Below are 20611 nucleotides of genomic sequence, written 5' to 3'. Positions count from 1 at the left end.
CCCGCTCCCACTGCCTCACACCCATTCGGATTTCCGAATGGAACTCCCCCTCGCATTCGGCCACCCGGACGAATCACCCCGCCAGCAAAGCGTCAAAAAAGTTTAATCCCCAGTATTTTCACGGCGTTATGATCAAAGTCAGGGCTTGGCACGACTCATGCTCTACACTCAGTACCCGAATGCGCAACGCTTCATTGCAGTGTTCGCTGAACGAAAGAGCCGGCCAACGGCTCCATAAAAAAAACAACGTCGAGGAAATTTTGATGCGTATCGTTCCCCACCTGTTGGGCGCAGCCATCACGGCCGCTTTGATCAGCATGCCAGTCACCGCCGCAGAGCTGACCGGCACCCTGAAGAAAATCAACGACTCGGGCACCATTACCCTGGGGCACCGCGACGCTTCTATCCCGTTCTCCTACATCGCCGACGCTTCGGGTAAACCCGTCGGTTATTCCCATGACATCCAGCTGGCTATCGTCGAGTCCCTGAAAAAGGACCTGAACAAGCCAGACCTGAACGTCAAATACAACCTGGTCACCTCCCAGACCCGTATTCCGCTGGTACAGAACGGCACCGTTGACGTCGAGTGTGGCTCGACCACCAACAACGTCGAGCGCCAGCAGCAAGTGGCTTTCTCGGTCGGTATCTTTGAAGTCGGCACCCGTCTGCTGACCAAAGCACAAGACGGCAAGCCGGAAAACGCCAAGTACAAGGACTTTGCCGACCTGGCTGGCAAGAACGTGGTCACCACTGCAGGTACCACGTCCGAGCGCATTCTCAAGTCGATGAACGCCGACAAGCAGATGAAAATGAACGTCATCTCGGCCAAGGACCACGGCGAATCCTTCCAGATGCTCGAGTCCGGCCGTGCCGTGGCCTTCATGATGGACGACGCGCTGCTCGCCGGCGAAATGGCCAAGGCCAAGGATCCGAAAGGCTGGGCAATCGTCGGCACGCCGCAGTCCTATGAAATTTACGGCTGCATGGTCCGTAAAGATGACCCAACGTTCAAGGCTGCGGTCGACAAGGCCATCGTTGACCTCTACAAGTCGGGCGAGATCAACAAGATCTACGACAAGTGGTTCAATCAGCCAGTCCCACCTAAGGGCCTGAACCTGAACTTCCCAATGAGCGACGAGCTCAAGGCGCTGATCGCCAATCCTACCGACAAAGCTGCAGACGAAAAGAAGTCCTGATCCCCAGCTAGTTAGTGTCTAACCTTTCATCCGAGGGTGCCTTGCGCCCTTGGATGCTCGAAGGTGCCCGTGAAACAACTGATCTGAGGGGAGATCCCGATGAATTACAACTGGGACTGGGGCGTATTCTTCAAGTCCACTGGCGTGGGCAGCGAAACCTATCTGGACTGGTACATCACCGGCCTGGGCTGGACCATCGCCATTGCCGTCGCCGCCTGGATCATCGCACTGCTGCTGGGCTCGGTGCTCGGTGTCATGCGTACTGTCCCGAACCGCGTGGTATCGGGTATCGCCACGTGCTACGTGGAACTCTTTCGTAACGTACCGCTGCTGGTGCAGCTGTTCATCTGGTACTTCCTGGTGCCCGACCTGCTGCCTGAAGGCCTGCAGGAATGGTTCAAACAGGACTTGAATCCGACCACCTCGGCACTGATCAGCGTGGTCATCTGCCTGGGTCTGTTCACCGCTGCGCGTGTCTGCGAACAAGTGCGCACCGGCATCCAGGCGCTGCCGCGTGGCCAGGAGGCCGCCGCTCGCGCCATGGGCTTCAGCCTGCCGCAGATCTACTGGAACGTGCTGCTGCCGCAAGCCTACCGGATCATCATTCCGCCGCTGACCTCGGAATTCCTGAACGTGTTCAAGAACTCCTCGGTGGCCTCGCTGATCGGCCTGATGGAACTGCTGGCGCAAACCAAACAGACCGCCGAATTTTCGGCCAACCTGTTTGAAGCCTTCACCCTGGCGACGCTGATTTACTTCACCTTGAACATGGGCCTGATGTTGCTGATGCGTATGGTCGAGAAGAAAGTCGCCGTTCCCGGCCTGATCTCCGTGGGGGGCAAATAATGGACTTCAGTGGAATCATTCCCGCCCTGCCGGGGCTATGGAACGGCATGGTGATGACCCTGCAGCTGATGGTCATGGGTGTCGTCGGCGGTATCGCGCTAGGCACCATCCTGGCGCTGATGCGGTTGTCGTCGAACAAGCTGCTGGCGAATATCGCCGGTGCGTACGTCAACTATTTCCGCTCCATCCCGTTGCTGCTGGTGATCACCTGGTTCTACCTGGCGGTGCCCTTCGTGCTGCGCTGGATCACCGGCGAAGACACCCCGATCGGGGCCTTCACCTCCTGCGTCGTGGCCTTCATGATGTTCGAGGCAGCCTACTTCTGCGAAATCGTCCGGGCTGGCGTGCAGTCGATCTCCAAGGGCCAGATGGGCGCTGCCCAGGCGCTGGGCATGACCTACGGCCAGACCATGCGCCTGATCATCCTGCCCCAGGCGTTTCGCAAGATGACTCCGCTGCTGCTGCAGCAGAGCATCATCCTGTTCCAGGACACCTCGCTGGTCTACACCGTCGGCCTGGTCGACTTCCTCAACTCGGCACGTGCCAGTGGCGACATCATCGGACGCTCCAATGAGTTCCTGGTGTTCGCCGGTGCTGTGTACTTCGTCATTAGCTTCTCCGCTTCGTGGCTGGTCAAGCGTCTGCAGAAAAGGATAACCGTATGATTTCCATCAAGAACGTCAACAAGTGGTACGGCGACTTCCAGGTTCTGACCGACTGCAACACCGAGGTCAAGAAAGGCGAAGTGGTTGTCGTCTGCGGCCCGTCCGGGTCGGGCAAGTCGACCCTGATCAAGTGCGTCAACGCCCTGGAGCCTTTCCAGAAGGGTGACATCATCGTCGACGGCACCTCGATCGCCGACCCGAAGACCAACCTGCCCAAGCTGCGTTCGCGGGTCGGCATGGTGTTCCAGCACTTTGAACTGTTCCCGCACCTGACCATTACCGAGAACCTGACCATTGCCCAGCGCAAGGTGCTTGGTCGTAGCGAAGCCGAAGCAACCAAGAAAGGCCTGGCCCTGCTTGAGCGCGTAGGCCTTAGCAGCCAGGCCAAAAAGCACCCTGGACAACTCTCCGGTGGTCAGCAGCAACGTGTAGCGATCGCCCGGGCACTGGCCATGGACCCGATCGTCATGCTGTTCGACGAGCCAACCTCGGCCCTGGACCCGGAAATGGTCAGCGAGGTACTCGACGTGATGGTGCAACTGGCCCACGAAGGCATGACCATGATGTGCGTAACCCATGAAATGGGCTTTGCCCGCAAGGTTGCCAACCGGGTGATCTTCATGGACAAGGGCAACATCATCGAGGACTGCACCAAAGAAGAGTTCTTCGGTGACCAGAGTGCTCGCGATGAGCGCACCCAGCACTTCCTCAGCAAAATCCTGCAACACTGAGGTGATGATCAGCACCCTCTGTCCTGCATACGCCGGGCAGAGGATGCTGGTCGTACCAAGGCCACTGTGATGAAATGCGATCCCACGCTCTTTCGCCCAGCCAAGCCTGCCCTTGCCGTGAAACCCCGTCTGATCCGCCAACTGCTGATACCCCCTTTGATCATTCTGATGATGATCGGTCTGGGTGTGGCCGGCTTCATGATCAGCGAACACAACGGCATCCGCACCTTGAGCGAATCCGGCGAGCGTCAGCTTGAGCTGCACGCGCGCGGCGTCGAGACTGAAATCAGCAAGTACACCTACCTGCCCAGCCTGCTGGAGCTGGAAGACAGCGTCTCCAGCCTGCTCACCGAACCCGATGGCGAACACCGCCAGACGGTCAACGAATACCTCGAAGGCCTGAACCGGCGCAGCCGCAGCCGGGCGATCTTCGTCCTCGATACCACCGGCCGGGTCCAGGCCACCAGCAACTGGCGCGATGTCGACAGCTTCCTCGGTGAAGACCTGTCGTTCCGTGCCTATTTCCAGCAAGCCGTACGCGGCCAGCCTGGACGTTTCTACGGTATCGGCAGCACCACCGGCGAACCTGGCTACTACCTGGCCCATGGCCTGGAAGAGCACGGCAAGATCATCGGTGTAGCGGTGATCAAAGTACGCCTGGAAAACATGGAAGAGCGCTGGCAACGGGCACGCCTGGAAGCCTTTGTCAGCGACGAGAACGGCATCATCATTCTTTCCAGCGATCCGGCGCGGCGACTCAAGTCGGTGCGTCCACTGACCCCGGAAATCAAGGAACGCCTGGCGCGCAGCCTGCAGTACTACTGGTGGCCGCTCAACGAGCTGCAACCCTTGTCGCGGGAAAAGCTCGCCGATGGTGTCGAAAAGCTCAGCTTCCCGGCCAACGCCGAACTGGGCGACGGCCGCCGCGAAGTTGCCTACCTGTCCCAGACCCGGCGCCTGAGCGACACGCCGTGGCATTTCACCCTGCTCACGCCCCTGCAGGACCTGCGCCGCGAGTCGATCATCCAGGGCGTGCTGGTCGCCGTGGCCTTCGCCTTGCTGACCATTGTGCTGATCGCCTGGAATGAACGGCGCAAGGTCATCGCCACGCGCCTGGCCGCCCGCGAAGCACTCGAAGAGGCCAACAGCCAGCTGGAACGCAAGATCACCGAGCGCACCGCCGATTTGCGCGCCAGCAACGACCGTCTGAAGGGCCAGATCCGCGAGCGCCGGCAAGCCGAGCAGACCCTGCGCCATGCCCAGGACGAACTGGTCCAGGCCGGAAAGCTCGCGGCCATCGGCCAGATGTCGACCAGCATCGCCCATGAACTGAACCAGCCACTGGCAGCGCTGCGTACCTTGTCGGGCAACACCGTGCGTTTTCTCGAGCGCGGCGCCCTGGAAACCGCCAGCACCAACCTGCGTACCATGAACGACCTGATCGACCGTATGGGCCGGATCACCGCGAGCTTGCGCTCCTTTGCCCGGCGCGCTGACGACAGTGGCCAGGCCTCGCTGGCCAAGGCGGTGGACGCCAGCCTGCAGGTGCTGGGTAACCGTATTGCCGGTTGCCACCTGAAGCTGAACAGCCAGTTCGACGACCAGCAACTGGCGATCGACCAGACCCGCCTGGAGCAGATCCTGGTCAACCTGATCGGCAACGCCCTCGATGCCATGGCCGCGCAACCCATGCCTGAGTTATGGCTCGAAGGCGAGCTGCAGGGCGACAAGTACCGCCTGCGGGTGCGCGACAATGGCCATGGCATCGACGACGAAGCCCGCAAGCACCTGTTCGAACCGTTTTTCACCACCAAGCCGGGCGAGCACGGCCTGGGTCTGGGCCTGACCCTGTCAGCCAGCCTCGCCGCCGCTGCCAAGGGCAGCCTGAGCGTCGAACACCCTGCCAGTGGCGGCACGGCGTTCGTCCTCGCCCTGCCCCTGGTCAATGCCCCAACAGAATCTGTCGAGTCCTTATGAACCAAGCGCCCCTTACCGTCCTGATCGTCGAAGACGACCCGCATGTGCTGCTCGGCTGCCAGCAGGCCCTGGCGCTGGAAGACATCGCCTGCGAAGGCGTCGGCAGCGCCGAAGAGGCCTTGCAGCGTATTGGTGATGATTTCGCCGGGATCGTGGTCAGCGACATTCGCCTGCCCGGCATTGATGGCCTGGAACTGTTGAGCCGGCTCAAGGCCCGCGACAGCAGCCTGCCGGTGGTGCTGATCACCGGCCACGGCGACATCGATATGGCCGTCGGTGCCATGCGTAACGGTGCCTACGACTTCATGGAAAAGCCGTTCGCCCCGGAGCGCCTGGTCGAAGTGGTACGCCGCGCTCTGGAGCAACGCGGATTGTCCCGGGAAGTCTTCGCCTTGCGCCGTCAGCTGGCCGAGCAAAGCACCCTCGAAGGCCGGATCATTGGTCGTTCGCCCGCCATGCAGAACCTGCGTGATCTGATTGCCAACGTTGCCGACACCTCGGCCAATGTCCTGATCGAAGGCGAGACCGGCACCGGCAAAGAACTGGTCGCCCGCTGCCTGCACGATTTCAGCCGGCGCCAGAGCCAGCCCTTTGTCGCCCTGAACTGCGGCGGCCTGCCTGAAAACCTGTTCGAAAGCGAAATATTCGGCCACGAAGCCAATGCCTTCACCGGCGCCGGCAAGCGCCGTATCGGCAAGATCGAACATGCCAACGGCGGTACGCTGTTCCTCGACGAAGTCGAGAGCATGCCGATCAACCTGCAGATCAAACTGCTGCGTGTGCTGCAGGAACGTACCCTGGAGCGCCTGGGTTCGAACCAGAGCATTCCGGTGGATTGCCGGGTGATTGCCGCAACCAAGTCCGACCTCGACGCCCTCGGCCAGAGCGGACAGTTCCGCAGCGACCTGTACTACCGCCTCAACGTGGTCACCCTGGAACTGCCGCCGCTGCGCGAGCGTCGCGAAGACATCCTGCAGTTGTTCGAACACTTCCTGCAGCTGTCGTCTTTGCGCTTTGATCGCGAAGTCCCGCAACTGGACAGCCAGACCCTGTCACGCCTGATGGCCCATGACTGGCCGGGCAACGTGCGTGAACTGCGCAACGTTGCCGAGCGCTACGCCCTGGGTTTGCCCGCCTTCAAGAAGGTCGGTGCGAGTGCCAGCCAGGGCCTGGGTTTTGCCGAAGCGGTCGAGGCCTTCGAGCGCAATCTGCTCAGCGATGCCCTGCAGCGTACGGGTGGCAACCTCAGCCAGGCCAGCCAGGAACTAGGCATGGCCAAGACCACCCTGTTCGACAAAGTGAAGAAATATGGCTTGGGTTGACCGTCCAATAACACGAGAAAGCACGTGGACCTGATACTCAAAGCCTGCCTCGGTGCAGCCGTCGTGGTTATCCTTGCCGCGCTTGCGAAAACCCGCAATTACTACATCGCCGGGCTCGTCCCGCTGTTCCCGACGTTCGCCCTGATTGCCCACTACATCGTCGGCAAGGGCCGTTCACTGGAAGACTTGAAGACCACCATCCTGTTCGGCATGTGGTCGATCATTCCCTACTTCGTCTACCTGGCGGCGCTGTATGTACTGGTGGACCGCCTACGCCTGGAACTGTCGCTGGCGCTGGCGGCAGTCGCCTGGCTGGTGGCTGCGACGGTGCTGGTCAGTGTGTGGGTGAAGCTGCATTGAGGAATCAGAACGCCGCCAGATGGGCATCGGTCAGCCGTTGCGTTGCCAGATAAGGCAGCACCGCTGCCAGCAAGGGCACCTTGAACTGCTCCTGAAAGCGATGGGCCAGACCCGGAATCAACTTCAACTGGCTACCCTGGATGTGCGCTGCCAGGTGCACACCATGCATCACCGGCAACAGCGGATCAGCTGTGCCGTGCACCACCAGCGTCGGCAGGCGCAGGCTGTTGAGCAGCTCGACCCGGCTCGGTTCGGCAAGAATGGCCATGATCTGGCGCTCGACCCCTTCCGGGTTGAAGGCCCGGTCATAGGACTGCGCCGCCTGCTGCAACAGCGCCTGACGATCATCCTTCACCTGTGGACTACCTAAAGCTGCCAGCAGGTCAGCCTGCTGCTCCAGCGCTGCTTCGCGGTTCGGGGCCTCGCGCCGCGCCAGCAACTGCACCAGGGCCGGGCTCGGCGTCGGCAAACCCTGGGCACCGGAGCTGGACATGATCAAGGTCAGGCTTTCGACCCGTTCCGGGGCCACTGCCGCCATATGCTGGGCAATCATACCGCCCATACTCACCCCGAGGACATGGAAGCGTTCGACGTGCAGGGCATCCATCAATCCCAGGCCATCTTCAGCCATGTCATTGAGGCTATAGGGGGCGGTCACCGACACGCCGAGTTTGTAACGCAGCACCTGGTAGGTCAGGTTGGCGCTGGCCGGTGCCTGGCGCCAACGGGTCAGGCCGACGTCACGGTTGTCGTAGCGGATCACCCGAAACCCTTGTTGGCACAAGGCAACCACCACTTCATCGGGCCAATGGATCAACTGACCACCGAGGCCCATGACCAACAGCAGCGCCGGGTCCGAGTCACGCCCGATGCTCTGGTACGCCAGGTTCAGTTGTGCCAGGGCGACGTGTTCGGTGGGCACATTGATGTCGCAACGCGACGCCGCAAAGGAAGATGAAGCGCTGATCAGCGCAAGAAAAAGCAAAAACGCCCGCATGAAAGAAACACCAGAATGAAAATCCCCAGTAGAGCGGGAGTCTGATGACTTTCATGCGAGCGCGCTGCCACAAAACCGTGACCGTTTGATGACACTCGCCGAATGGTAAGAACATTATCACGGGGCAAGCCCGCTCCCACCGGAGCTCTGTGACTACAGTGGGAACGGGCTTGCCCCGCGATTTATCAGGCCAGTTCGCTGCGCAATTGCCGAGCGGCGGCCACCATGTTCACCAGCGCCGCTTCCGTTTCCGGCCAGGCGCGGGTCTTCAGGCCGCAGTCGGGGTTGACCCACAGGCGTTCGGCCGGAATACGCTGGACCGCCTTGCTCATCAACTTGACCATCTCGGCAGTGTCCGGCACCCGCGGCGAGTGGATGTCATACACCCCCGGACCGATATCGTTGGGGTAGTCAAAGGCTTTGAAGGCCTCCAGCAGCTCCATGTCCGAGCGCGAGGTCTCGATGGTGATCACGTCGGCATCCATGGCCGCGATGGCTTCGATCACGTCATTGAATTCGCTGTAGCACATGTGCGTATGAATCTGGGTTTCGTCACGTACGCCACTGGAGCACAGGCGGAAGGCTTCCACCGCCCAGTTCAGGTATTCCTGCCATTGCGCGCGACGCAGGGGCAGGCCTTCGCGGAACGCCGCTTCGTCGATCTGCACGATCTTGATGCCCGCCGCTTCCAGGTCCTGCACCTCGTCGCGAATGGCCAGGGCCAGTTGCTCGGCCTGGACCTTGCGCGACACGTCCTCGCGCGGGAACGACCACATCAGCATGGTCACCGGGCCGGTCAGCATGCCTTTCATGACCTTGTTGGTCAGACGCTGGGCATATTCGATCCAGGCCACAGTCATCGGCTGTGGACGGCTCAGGTCGCCGTAGATGATCGCCGGTTTGACGCACCGCGAACCGTAGCTCTGCACCCAGCCGAAACGAGTGAAGATGTAGCCGTCCAGCTGTTCGGCAAAGTACTCGACCATGTCATTGCGCTCGGCCTCGCCGTGCACCAGCACGTCCAGGCCCAAACGCTCCTGCACCTGTACGGCGTGACGAATCTCGCTGTGCATCGCATCGGTGTAGTCATTGGCCGATAGCTTGCCCTGCTTGTAGGCCTGGCGTGCCAGACGGATCGCCGAGGTCTGCGGGAACGAGCCAATGGTCGTGGTCGGGAAAGCAGGCAGTTGCAAGCGTTGGCGCTGGGCTTCGATACGCTGGGCAAACGTCGACTGGCGTTGGCTATCTGCAGCAGTGACGGCTGCCAGACGTGCCTGCACCTGCGGCTTGTGGATGCGCGGCGATTGGCTGCGGCTGTGCTGTACGGCACGGCTGCTGGCCAGGGCATTTTGCACTTCAGGCAGATGCGCAGCATCAAGGGCCTTGGCCAGTACAGCAATTTCTTCGCACTTCTGCACGGCGAAGGCCAGCCAGCTTTTCAGTTCGGCATCGAGCTTGTCTTCACGGGCCAGGTCGACCGGGCTGTGCAGCAACGAGCAGGAGCCGGCGACCCAGAGGTTGGCACCGAAACGTTGTTTAGCCTGCTGCAATTGCTCCAGGGCCGTGTCCAGATCGCAACGCCAGACGTTGCGGCCGTTGACCACGCCCAAAGAAAGCACTTTGTAGGTTGGCAGGCGGTCGAGTACCGCTGGCAATTGCTCCGGGGCACGCACGAGGTCGACGTGCAGACCGTCCACCGGCAAGCCGACAGCCAGGCCGAGGTTGTCTTCCAGGCCGCTGAAGTAGGTGGCGACCAGCTTCTTCAACGGCGAATACTGGAGGATGTGATAGGCGCGCTCGAAAGCGTTCTTCCAGTCTTGAGGCAGGTCCAGGCCAAGGATCGGCTCATCGATCTGCACCCACTCCACACCCTGGCGCGCCAGACGGCTGAGGATCTCGCCGTAGACCGGCAACAGGCGCTCGAGCAGGTCGAGTTTGTCGAACTCATCACCCTTGGCCTTGCCCAGCCACAAGTAGGTCAATGGCCCGATCAGCACCGGCTTGACCGCATGGCCCAAGGCCTGTGCTTCGGCCACTTCGTCAAACAGCTGTTCCCAGCTGAGCAGGAAGCGTTGGTCGGCACTGAACTCCGGCACCAGGTAGTGGTAGTTGGTGTCGAACCACTTGGTCAATTCTTGTGCATATTGCGCCTGACCGTGCTCACCACCGCAGCAACTGGTGGTGGCGCCGCGAGCCATGGCAAACAAGGTGTCGAGCGTCGGCAGGCCGTTGCTGGCCAGTGTCTTGGCGAAACGATCAGGGATTGCGCCGAAGGCCAGGGAATGGCTCAGGACCTGGTCGTACCAGGCAAAATCACCGACCGGCAGCAACTCGATACCGGCATCCTTTTGCAACTGCCAGTGACGAGCACGCAGCTCTCGACCCACCGCCTGCAGACCGGCCTGGTCAATATCGCCCTTCCAGTAGGCTTCCTGGGCTTTTTTCAGTTCGCGGTCAGCGCCAATGCGCGGAAAACCGAGGTTGTGGGCCAGTGCCATGACAATCGTGCTCCTTGTAAAAGATGGCGCTATTGTCGACAGACTGGCTAACATGAGACAAACTCAATAAATTCGTGTTCATCTCAAAATTTACTCATGGAGCATTCGGTGCTGGAAATTCGCCACCTGAAAACCCTGCACGCCTTGCGCGAATCCGACAGCCTGGTAGAAGCCGCTGAACGCCTGCACCTGACCCAGTCGGCCCTGTCTCACCAGTTCAAGGAGCTGGAAGAGCGCTTGGGCATGCCGCTGTTCATGCGCAAGACCAAGCCGATCCGCTTCACCAGCGCCGGGCTGCGTTTGCTGCAACTGGCCGATGCCACCCTGCCCCTGCTGCGCGGCGCTGAACGCGACATCGCCCGCCTGGCCGGTGGTACCGCCGGGCGCCTGCACATGGCGATCGAATGCCACAGCTGCTTCCAGTGGCTGATGCCGACCATCGACCAGTTCCGTGACGCCTGGCCCGAGGTCGAGCTGGACCTGGCTTCAGGCTTTGCCTTCGCCCCGCTGCCGGCCCTGGCCCGTGGCGACCTGGACCTGGTGGTGACCTCCGACCCACTGGAGCTGGCCGGCCTCACCTATGTACCGCTGTTCACCTACGAGGCCATGCTGGCGGTGGCCAACCAGCATGCCCTGGCCAGCAAGCCCTACATCGTGCCGCAAGACCTGGCCTGCGAAACGCTGATCACCTACCCGGTGGAGCGCGACCGCCTGGATATCTTCACCCGCTTTCTGGAACCCGCCGACATCGAACCTGCGCAAGTGCGCACCGCGGAGCTGACGGTGATGATGATGCAACTGGTGGCCAGCGGCCGTGGCGTTTGCGGCATGCCGCACTGGGCGCTGCACGAGTACAGCTCGCGTGGCTACGTGAAGGGTAAGCGCCTGGGCGAGAAAGGCCTGTTCGCCACGCTGTATGCGGCCGTGCGCACCGATATGCTCGATGCGCCATACATGCGCGATTTCCTCCTGACGGCGAAAGACACCTCGTTCTCCACCCTGGACGGGGTCAGCGCGGTGCGTTGAGCCTCACGCCATTTTGCGCTGTTCCTGCACCAGGCGCAGCGCAAGGCCGGCGAGGACAAAGCCCATCACGTAGCGCTGAACCATCAGCCACAGCGGATAGCGCATGAACCAGGCCGACAGCCCGGCAGCGAACAGAGCAATCAACAGGTTGACCGAAAAGCTTACGGTGATCTGGGTCAGCCCCAGCATCAGGCTCTGGGCCAACAGCGAACCATGCTTCGGGGAGATGAACTGCGGCAGGATCGACAGGTAGAACATCGCCACCTTGGGATTCAGCACGCTGGTCAGAAAGCCCATCATTACCAGCTTGCCCGGTGAGTCCGGGCTCAACTCACGGGCTTCGAACGGCGAACGCGCACCCGGCTTCACCGCTTGCCAGGCCATCCATAGCAGGTACGCAGCGCCTGCCCACTTGAGCAGGTCATAGCCCAGTGGCACCGCCATGAACAAGGCGGTCAGTCCCACCGCCGCGGCCGTCATGTGCACCAGAAAACCGGCGACCACGCCCACCAGCGAAGTGATTCCGGCCATACGCCCCTGGCAGATCGAACGTGAAATCAGATAGATCATGTTGGGTCCCGGCGTCAGGACCATCAACAACGCGGCTCCGGTGAACAGCAGCCATTCTTGGACGGGGATCATTGGCATTCCTTTGCTAAATGAGGATCAGGCGGGCTGGCTAGTTAAACGCCGGTACAGGGGCAGAATCAAGTCCCGGGTGAGCGGCGCCAGCTCAAGTGTCAGTGGCTTGCGGGCCGAGACCCAGACCACCTCTTCGATCTCGGCCGCAGGCTCTACAGGCATCGACGTGTGCACCTTGAACAGCTCGGCCTGCACTTCAAAACCTGGCTCATTGGCGGCGGGTGCGCTGAACTGGCCAAGGTAGTCGGCGTCTTGTGGGTCGATCTGCAGACCCAGCTCTTCGAACAGTTCACGGGCCAGGGCCGTGACCGGCAGCTCGTCGGCCTCGATCTTGCCGCCCGGCTGCATGAAGGCCTGGGTGCCGCGCTTGCGAACCAGCAAGGTACGGCCCTGAGGGTCGAGCAGGAGCGCGGCGGCGATGCGGATGGTTTTGCTCATGGAAGACTCGTCGCGGAGAAAGCGCGCAAGGATCACATGTTGAGGGGGACCAGACAACCCGGTGGGAGCGGGTTTGACCCGCGATTGCGGTGGTTCAGTCACATTGCATCGCGAGGCAAGCCCGCTCCCACCCCCTATCAGTCTGACGAATGTACCTTGCAAGCCTGAACGGTTGGCCGCATAAACAGCTCATGAACCTGCCTGCCCTGAACCACCCGGAACTGGCTGCATTCCATCCTGCCGTACGCACCTGGTTCCAGCGTCGCTTCCCGACCGTGACCGCCGCTCAGGCGCAAGCCTGGCCGCTGATCCGCCGCGGCCAGTCGTTGCTGGTGGCGGCCCCCACCGGTTCCGGCAAGACCCTCACAGCCTTCCTGGCGATCCTCGACGAACTGTTCGAGCAGGGCCTGGCCAGCGGACAACTGCCCGACCAGACCCAGGTGCTCTACGTCTCCCCCCTCAAGGCGTTGTCCAACGATATCCAGATCAACCTGCAAGCACCGTTGGCGGGTATCAATGAGGCGCTGATCGAACAAGGCCATGAACCGCTGGCCATTCGCACAGCGGTGCGCAGCGGCGATACCCCGCAGAAGGAGCGCAGCGCCATGCGCCGTCAGGCGCCGCATATTCTGGTGACCACGCCCGAATCGCTGTATGTGTTGCTCGGCTCCGACTCCGGACGCCAGGGTCTGGCCAGTGTGCACACGGTCATCGTCGACGAGATCCATGCCCTGGTTGGCAACAAGCGCGGTAGCCACCTGGTGCTCAGCCTTGAGCGTTTGCAGGCCCTGTGCGCTCGACCCTTGCGCCGTATTGGCCTGTCGGCGACCCAACGCCCGGTGCAACGGGTGGCCGAATTTCTGGTGGGCAAGGACCGCGACTGTGCGATTGTCAATATCGGCCATGCGCGTACCCGCGACCTGGCCCTGGAGGTACCGCCGGTGCCCTTGGGCGCCGTCATGGCCAACGATGTCTGGGAGCTGGTGTATGACCGCCTCGCCGCGCTGGCCCGGGAGCACCGCACCACGCTGGTATTCGTCAACACCCGGCGCCTGGCCGAACGCTTGACCCGCCACTTGAGCGAACGCCTGGGCGCGCATGCCGTGGCGGCGCATCACGGCAGCCTGGCCAAAGAACATCGCCTGGATGCCGAGCAGCGCCTCAAGCGCGGTGAGCTGCAGGTGCTGGTAGCCACCGCCTCGCTGGAGCTGGGGATCGATATCGGCGAGGTCGAACTGGTCTGCCAGATCGGTTCGCCCGACTCGATTGCAGCCTTTTTACAGCGGGTCGGACGCGCCGGGCATCAGGTCGAGGGCACGCCCAAAGGCCGCCTGTTTGCGCTGTCGCGGGACGATCTGATCGAATGCGCGGCCTTGCTCGACTGTGTACGCCGCGGCGAGCTGGATCTGCTGCATATTCCGCAGGCGCCGCTGGATGTGCTGGCCCAGCAGATCGTTGCCGAAGTCAGCTGCCAGCCCTGGCAGGAGCAGGCACTCTATGACTGCCTGCGCCGGGCCACGCCTTACGCCGAGCTGGACCAGGCGCATTACCAGGCCGTGCTGTGCATGCTGGCCGAAGGTTTCAATGGTCGCCAGGGGATGCGCAGCGCCTATCTGCATCGTGATGCCGTCAACAACAGCCTGCGCGGACGACGCGGCAGTCAACTGACCGCCCTGACCAGCGGCGGCACCATCCCCGATAATGCCGACTATGCAGTGTTGCTCGAACCGCAAGGGTTGAACATCGGCAGCGTCAACGAAGACTTTGCCGTGGAAAGTATCGCTGGCGACATCTTTCAACTGGGCAACACCTCCTATCGCATCCTGCGGGTAGAGAGCGGCAAAGTGCGCGTCGAAGATGCCAAGGGCCTGCCGCCGAGCATTCCTTTCTGGCTCGGTGAGGCGCCCGGGCGCAGTGATGAGTTGTCGTTCGCGGTCGCCCGTCTGCAAGGCGAGATTGACCGGCGCCTGGGTGAGTCTGGAGGAAAACAGCAGGACGCACTGGCCTGGTTGCAGGACGAAGTCGGTCTGGCCGAAGACAGCGCGGAACAGTTGCTCGACTATCTGGCCCGAACCCGCCAGGTGCTAGGTGCCCTGCCCTCGCAACAGACGCTGATCATGGAGCGCTTCTTCGATGAGTCCGGCGGCACCCAGCTGATCATTCACACGCCCTTTGGCAGCCGGATCAATCGCGCCTGGGGCCTGGCCCTGCGCAAGCGCTTCTGCCGCACCTTCAATTTCGAGCTGCAGGCCGCCGCCAGCGAAGATGCCATCGTGCTGTCGCTGTCTGCCAGCCACAGCTTTGCCCTGGATGAAGTGTGGCGCTACCTGCCGAGTAAAAACGCCGAGTCGATCCTGGTCCAGGCCCTGCTCGATGCGCCATTGTTCGGCGTGCGCTGGCGCTGGAATGCAGGCGTTGCCCTGGCCTTGCCGCGCTTTGTCGGCGGACGCAAGGTGGCGCCGCAGATCCAGCGGATGAAAAGCGAGGACCTGATAGCCGCAGTGTTCCCCGACCAGATCGCCTGCCTGGAGAATATCGTCGGCGAACGGCAGATTCCGGATCACCCGCTGGTCGAGCAGACCCTCGATGACTGCCTGCACCAGGCCATGGACACGGAAGGCTGGCTGACCTTGCTGCGGCGCATCGAGCACGGCCAGATCACCCTGATCAGCCGCGACTTGCCAGCACCTTCACCCTTGGCCGCGGCAATCCTCAATGCCCGGCCCTACACCTTTCTCGATGACGCACCGCTGGAGGAACGGCGCACCCAGGCGGTGCAGAGTCGGCGCTGGAGCGACGTGCATAGCGGCGATGACCTCGGCGCCCTGGATCCCGAGGCCATCCAAGCGGTGGAAGATGAAGCCTGGCCAACGCCCACCCGCTGCGATGAAATGCACGAGGCGCTGATGAGCCTGGCCTGCATCAGCCAAGAGGAAGTCACGGCCAACACCGGCTGGCAGACGTGGCTTGCAGAACTGAGCGTTGCTGGTCGGGCCAGCTGCCTGCAACTGGACGACGGCCAGTCCCTGTGGCTGGCCCGCGAGCGCCTGATGCTACTGCGCGCGCTGTATCCCGATGCGCACATGACACCTGACTTTTCCGCGCTCCCCGGTTTCGATCAGCCCATTGACTACGACGCGGCCCTGGTCGAAGTCCTGCGTGCCCGCCTGAGCGGATTCGGGCCGCTGACCCTGGAGCAGATCGCCGCGCCATTGCACCTGCCTGCCACTGACCTCGAACAGGCGCTGGCACGGCTTGAGGCGGAAGGCTACGTGATGCGCGGTTACTTTCATCCCGGCCAACAAAGCCTGCAATGGTGCGAGCGGCACTTGCTGGCACGCATCCATCGCTACACCGTCAAACGTCTGCGCCGGGAGATCGAGCCGGTCAGCCTGCAGGACTTCATGCGCTTTCTGTTCGACTGGCAACACCTGTCGACCACTACGCGCTTGCAAGGCCCGGCAGCACTCGGCGAAGTCCTCGGACAATTCGAGGGTTACCCCGCCGCAGCCGCCGCTTGGGAGAGCGATCTGCTCCCCAGCCGGATCAAGGACTACAGCCCGCGCTGGCTGGACGAAAGCTGTCGTGCCGGCAAGCATGTCTGGGCGCGACTGGCCCCCACCGCAGCCAGCAATACCCTGCGCAGCACGCCGCTGGTGCTGCTGCCGCGTGCACAACTGAACCTGTGGCGCACCCTCGGCCCGGCCCTCGACAGCAACGCACTGAGCCTGCGCGCACAACGGGTACATACAGCGCTGAGCGAACAGGGCGCGTTGTTCTTCGACGAGCTTCTCAGCGATGCCCATCTGCTCCCCAGTGAACTGGAAAACGCCTTGCAGGAGCTGGTGGCCGCCGGCCTGATCAGTGCTGACAGCTTCGCCGGCCTGCGCGCATTGATCACCCCGGCCAGCAAGCGCCAGGGGCACAGTCATCGCCGCGGACGTGGCGCCCTGTTCGGTGGCATGGAAGACGCCGGGCGCTGGGCCTTGCTGCGCAAAACCTCGGGCGCCGATAACCGTGATGCCCGCCTGGAACACATTGCCCGCACCTTGTTGCGCCGTTACGGGGTGATCTGCTGGCGGCTGCTGGAGCGCGAGGCCGACTGGCTACCCAACTGGCGCGAACTGTTGCGTTGCTACCATCGCCTTGAGGCCCGTGGCGAGATCCGTGGTGGGCGCTTTATCAGCGGTTTGGCCGGCGAACAGTTCGCCCTGCCGGAAGCGGTGGCGCTGATGCGTGAAGTACGCAGACGTCCCCTGGATGACAGCCTGGTGGCCATCAGCGCAACCGACCCGCTGAACCTGATCGGCACCCTGCTGCCGGGCAACAAGGTGCCAGCGCTCAGCGGCAACCGTGTGCTCTACCGCGATGGTGTGCCCGCCGTCACGCTGATTGCCGGCAAGCTGCACTTCAGTGCCACGGTGGAACAGGGCGACCAGGGAGCCCTGCGTGACCGCTTGATCCGCGTGCCAGACCTGACTACTTGACCTGTGGCGTGCCGAATCCGGCGAAGCGCTTGTTGAACCCGGCCACCCGGCCTTCCACTTGTGTCTTGCGTTGCTGCCCGGTGTAGATCGGGTGCGAGGCGCTGGATACATCCAGGGCAACATAAGGGTAGGTCTTGCCATCGCTATGGGCATGGCTGCGATCGGTAGACACTGTGGAGCCGATCAAGAAGTACACATCAGCTGCGGTGTCGTGGAAAAGCACGGGGCGATAGTCTGGGTGGATGCCAGGTTTCATGATCAAGCCTCATTGGAGTGAAAACACAAAGTGATACTATATAACATTTCACCATTGCACAAATACAAATGAGATTCGATACCAAAATGAAGCTTGCAAGCCTTGCGCGCTGCGGGCTGGCGCTTTAAACCTCAACCGGGCTAAGGTCGGAGTTTGTCCAGGCCGTGAGCCTGACCGCGCCATCGCAAGGAACCCGTATGAGCCTGTCACTTCTCAGCCGCTATGCCTTCTTCGCCGCCTGTGTACTGTTCACCCTGGCGAGCCTGCCCTTTCTGCACCACGAATGGCTGTGGCCCTTCACCCTGACTACCGCCCTCCTCAGCCTGATCGGTGTGGTCGACCTGCTGCAAAGCCGCCACGCGGTACGGCGCAACTACCCGATCCTGGGCAACATTCGCTACCTGGTGGAAGGCATTCGTCCGGAAATCCGCCAGTACCTGCTCGAAGCCGACAGCGACGCCCTGCCCTTTTCCCGTGCCCAGCGTTCACTGGTGTACGCCCGGGCCAAAAACGAATCGTCGGATAAACCCTTCGGCACCCTGATCGATGTCTACCAGTCCGGCTTCGAGTTCATTGGTCACTCCATGCGCCCGGCGCCGTTGAGCGATCCGGCCAGTTTTCGGGTGATCGTCGGCGGTCCGCAATGCACCCAGCCTTACTCGGCCTCGGTCTTCAACATCTCGGCCATGAGCTTTGGCTCACTCAGCGCCAACGCCATCCGCGCGCTGAACCAGGGCGCCAAACTGGGCAATTTCGCCCATGACACCGGCGAAGGCAGCATCAGCCCCTACCACCGTGAACATGGCGGCGACCTGACCTGGGAGCTGGGCAGCGGTTATTTCGGTTGCCGGACGGCAGACGGACGCTTCGACCCCGAGCGTTTCGCCGAGCAGGCACGCAACCCGCAAGTGCGCATGATCGAGATAAAAATGAGCCAGGGTGCCAAGCCTGGCCACGGCGGCATCCTGCCCAAGCACAAAGTCACCCGCGAGATCGCCGAGACCCGCGGGGTGCTGATGGGCGAAGACTGCATTTCGCCCTCACGCCACAGCGCCTTTTCTACACCAGTCGAAATGATGCATTTCATTGCCCAGCTGCGTGAACTGTCTGGCGGCAAGCCGGTAGGGTTCAAGTTCTGCCTGGGCCATCCCTGGGAGTTCATGGGAATTGCCAAGGCGATGCTGGAAACCGGAATCCTGCCGGATTTCATCGTCGTCGATGGCAAGGAAGGCGGTACCGGTGCAGCGCCAGTGGAGTTCACCGACCATATCGGCGTCCCGCTGCGGGAAGGCCTGCTGTTCGTGCACAACACCCTGGTCGGGTTGAACCTGCGCGACAAGATCAAGCTGGGTGCCAGCGGCAAGATTGTCAGCGCCTTCGACATCGCCAGCGTCCTGGCCATCGGCGCCGACTGGGCCAACTCGGCACGCGGCTTCATGTTCGCCATCGGCTGTATCCAGTCGCAGAGCTGCCACACCAACAAATGCCCCACCGGCGTGGCCACCCAGGATGCGCTGCGCCAGCGTGCCCTGGTGGTGCCGGACAAGGCCCAGCGGGTGTTCAACTTCCACCACAGCACCCTCAAGGCCCTGGCCGAAATGCTCGCGGCGGCGGGTCTCGATCATCCTTCGCAACTGCAAGCCAAACATCTGGTACGCCGGGTCTCGGCCACCGAGATCAAGCTGTTCTCGCAAATGCATGTGTTCCTCAAGCCCGGCGAACTACTCAGCGGCGAAATCAGTGGCGAGTTCTATTCGCGGATGTGGCAGATGGCCCGGGCGGACAGCTTTGAACCCCAGGACCTGGCAGTCGCCTGAGGATCAGCGCGGTATTGAGACATCAAGTAATAGGCAACTTTTGCAATTACTTGCCAATACCGCCACCCTGCCCCCCGCCCGACGTGCGGCACGAGAGAATGCCGACGTCGGCCTGTCACTATTAAATCCACTGTTCAAGAGCCCGCTGCCATGTTTAACGGACGCGACCCGCGCATCGATTTCTTTCGGGGCCTGGCGCTGATCTTCATCTTCTGGGACCACATCCCGCACAACCCTCTGGGCCAGATCACCCTGCGCAACATCGGCTTCAGCGACGCTGCGGAAGTCTTCGTATTTCTCGCCGGCTACGCGGCGGTACTGGCCTACGGCAAGGTCCTGCAACGCGATGGTTACCTGATTGCCTGTGTGAAGATCCTCAGACGTACCTGGGTACTGTATGTAGTGCATATCTTCCTGTTGGCGATGCTGATGGGCATCGTCTTCTATGCCAACAGCCATGTGCAAACCCGCGACCTGGTCGAGGAAATGGGCCTGACACACTTCATCACCAACCCCCAGCAAGCCCTGACCGATGAACTGCTGCTGCGTTTCAAGCCCAACCTGATGGATCCGCTGCCGCTTTACATCGTGCTGTTGGCCGGGCTGGCCATAGCCCTGCCACTGTTGCTGCGTCATACCTGGACGGTAGTGGGCGTATCGATGGCGGTGTATTTGCTGGCGCCAAAGCTGGGCTGGAACCTGGCGAATTTTTCCGACGGTGTCTGGTATTTCAACCCGGTCACCTGGCAATTTCTGTTCGTACTCGGTGGCGCGGCGGCGATACACGGACAACGGCAACGAGCGCCGACAACCCGGCCGCTGCTTCGCCAACCGCTGTTTCTGGCTGCAGCCGTCTATTCACTGCTGGCGGGTCTGATCACCGTTTCCTGGCGCTGGCCAGAGATTCACGATGCATTGATGCCGGCAGCGATCAGCGAGCTGTTGTACCCCATCAGCAAGACCGATCTGTCACCGGTACGCCTGCTGCACTTCCTCGCGCTCGTCTATGTCACCGCCAAACTGTTGCCGGATGGGCGCTGGACGCAGAACTGGCTGGCCGGGCAAACCTGTCGCATGGGGCGTTATTCGCTGGAAGTGTTCTGTCTAGGCGTGCTGCTTGCGCCGCTGGCGGACATGGTCAATGCCCTGGCGGATGAGCACTGGTCAATGCAGGTGCTGACCGCGATCGTGGGGGTGGGATTGATGGCGTTGCTGGCGGCCTGGCTTGATCTGAACAAGCGCTTGGGTCGGCCGGTACAAATGACGGCGGCCTGATGAGGCCTGATCGCGGGGCAAGTCGAGGGTTGGGGGAGGGGTGGGGGGAGGAGGCAAGGGTAGGCGGTGAGGCTCGGG

The 20611-nt window shown here is 61.9% G+C and carries 16 protein-coding genes; 11 read left to right on the top strand and 5 right to left on the bottom strand.

The genetic code is table 11. The annotated features are described in order from the left end of the window. Positions 1-263: 263 nt before the first annotated feature. The 7 genes from ACO6VD_RS06995 to ACO6VD_RS06965 all read left to right on the top strand — a co-directional run bounded on the left by ACO6VD_RS06995 (position 264) and on the right by ACO6VD_RS06965 (position 7097). On the top strand, positions 264-1196 hold the full coding sequence (locus tag ACO6VD_RS06995; RefSeq protein ID WP_422417913.1) for a glutamate/aspartate ABC transporter substrate-binding protein: 933 nt from the start codon (positions 264-266) through the stop codon (positions 1194-1196). A 99-nt stretch (positions 1197-1295) separates the two neighbouring features. After that, entirely contained in the window at positions 1296-2042 is a 747-nt protein-coding gene (locus tag ACO6VD_RS06990; RefSeq protein ID WP_038607737.1) for an amino acid ABC transporter permease, read from the top strand. After that, entirely contained in the window at positions 2039-2707 is a 669-nt protein-coding gene (locus ACO6VD_RS06985; RefSeq protein WP_422417914.1) for an amino acid ABC transporter permease, read from the top strand. The genes ACO6VD_RS06990 and ACO6VD_RS06985 overlap by 4 nt, the downstream gene beginning before the upstream one ends. Next, the gene (locus ACO6VD_RS06980; protein WP_274295436.1) at positions 2704-3438 is read left to right on the top strand and encodes an amino acid ABC transporter ATP-binding protein; all 735 of its coding nucleotides are present in this window, start codon (positions 2704-2706) and stop codon (positions 3436-3438) included. Before ACO6VD_RS06985 ends, ACO6VD_RS06980 begins: the two co-directional genes overlap by 4 nt. A gap of 69 nt (positions 3439-3507) precedes the next feature. Continuing rightward, on the top strand, positions 3508-5415 hold the full coding sequence (locus ACO6VD_RS06975) for a sensor histidine kinase (RefSeq protein ID WP_422417912.1): 1908 nt from the start codon (positions 3508-3510) through the stop codon (positions 5413-5415). Next, complete coding sequence (locus ACO6VD_RS06970; protein ID WP_422417911.1) at positions 5412-6737, top strand: sigma-54-dependent transcriptional regulator; 1326 nt, start codon at positions 5412-5414, stop codon at positions 6735-6737. The genes ACO6VD_RS06975 and ACO6VD_RS06970 overlap by 4 nt, the downstream gene beginning before the upstream one ends. A 33-nt stretch (positions 6738-6770) precedes the next feature. Then, positions 6771-7097, top strand: a complete 327-nt coding sequence (locus ACO6VD_RS06965; protein WP_198325424.1) for a GlpM family protein — start codon at positions 6771-6773, stop codon at positions 7095-7097. Positions 7098-7101: 4 nt separating this feature from the next. Here ACO6VD_RS06965 and ACO6VD_RS06960 read toward each other — a convergent pair whose 3' ends face one another. Beyond that, positions 7102-8094 (bottom strand): alpha/beta fold hydrolase, encoded by a 993-nt coding sequence (locus ACO6VD_RS06960; RefSeq protein ID WP_422417910.1) that lies wholly within the window; start codon positions 8092-8094, stop codon positions 7102-7104. A 185-nt stretch (positions 8095-8279) separates the two neighbouring features. After that, positions 8280-10592 (bottom strand): 5-methyltetrahydropteroyltriglutamate--homocysteine S-methyltransferase, encoded by a 2313-nt coding sequence (metE, locus tag ACO6VD_RS06955; RefSeq protein ID WP_422417909.1) that lies wholly within the window; start codon positions 10590-10592, stop codon positions 8280-8282. A gap of 108 nt (positions 10593-10700) precedes the next feature. Between metE and metR the strand changes: the two genes are divergently transcribed. Then, positions 10701-11618 carry a transcriptional regulator MetR gene (gene metR / locus ACO6VD_RS06950; RefSeq protein WP_400171946.1) on the top strand — a complete coding sequence of 306 codons (918 nt, stop codon included), beginning with the start codon at positions 10701-10703 and terminating at the stop codon, positions 11616-11618. Positions 11619-11621: 3 nt separating this feature from the next. Here metR and ACO6VD_RS06945 read toward each other — a convergent pair whose 3' ends face one another. Further along, positions 11622-12260 (bottom strand): LysE family translocator, encoded by a 639-nt coding sequence (locus ACO6VD_RS06945; RefSeq protein WP_422417908.1) that lies wholly within the window; start codon positions 12258-12260, stop codon positions 11622-11624. Between the two features lie 24 nt (positions 12261-12284). Next, positions 12285-12698 (bottom strand): NUDIX hydrolase, encoded by a 414-nt coding sequence (locus ACO6VD_RS06940; protein ID WP_422417907.1) that lies wholly within the window; start codon positions 12696-12698, stop codon positions 12285-12287. A 191-nt stretch (positions 12699-12889) separates the two neighbouring features. On the opposite strand from ACO6VD_RS06940, the gene ACO6VD_RS06935 reads away from it, so the two are divergent. Beyond that, positions 12890-17185 carry a DEAD/DEAH box helicase gene (locus tag ACO6VD_RS06935; RefSeq protein ID WP_422417906.1) on the top strand — a complete coding sequence of 1432 codons (4296 nt, stop codon included), beginning with the start codon at positions 12890-12892 and terminating at the stop codon, positions 17183-17185. On the opposite strand, the gene ACO6VD_RS06930 is transcribed toward ACO6VD_RS06935, so the two are convergent. Continuing rightward, complete coding sequence (locus ACO6VD_RS06930; RefSeq protein ID WP_422417905.1) at positions 17178-17441, bottom strand: type B 50S ribosomal protein L31; 264 nt, start codon at positions 17439-17441, stop codon at positions 17178-17180. The two genes, ACO6VD_RS06935 and ACO6VD_RS06930, sit on opposite strands and share 8 nt — an antisense overlap. Positions 17442-17638: 197 nt before the next feature. Here ACO6VD_RS06930 and ACO6VD_RS06925 point away from each other — a divergent pair, with 197 nt between their 5' ends. Both ACO6VD_RS06925 and ACO6VD_RS06920 read left to right on the top strand, forming a co-directional pair. Next, the gene (locus tag ACO6VD_RS06925; RefSeq protein WP_422417904.1) at positions 17639-19258 is read left to right on the top strand and encodes an FMN-binding glutamate synthase family protein; all 1620 of its coding nucleotides are present in this window, start codon (positions 17639-17641) and stop codon (positions 19256-19258) included. A gap of 150 nt (positions 19259-19408) precedes the next feature. Next, complete coding sequence (locus tag ACO6VD_RS06920) at positions 19409-20533, top strand: OpgC family protein (protein WP_422417903.1); 1125 nt, start codon at positions 19409-19411, stop codon at positions 20531-20533. The last annotated feature ends 78 nt before the right edge of the window (positions 20534-20611 follow it).

The organism is Pseudomonas sp. GZD-222, assembly GCF_049310525.1.
Classification (GTDB): Bacteria; Pseudomonadota; Gammaproteobacteria; order Pseudomonadales; family Pseudomonadaceae; genus Aquipseudomonas.
This window is presented reverse-complemented; position numbering and strand designations above follow the sequence as displayed.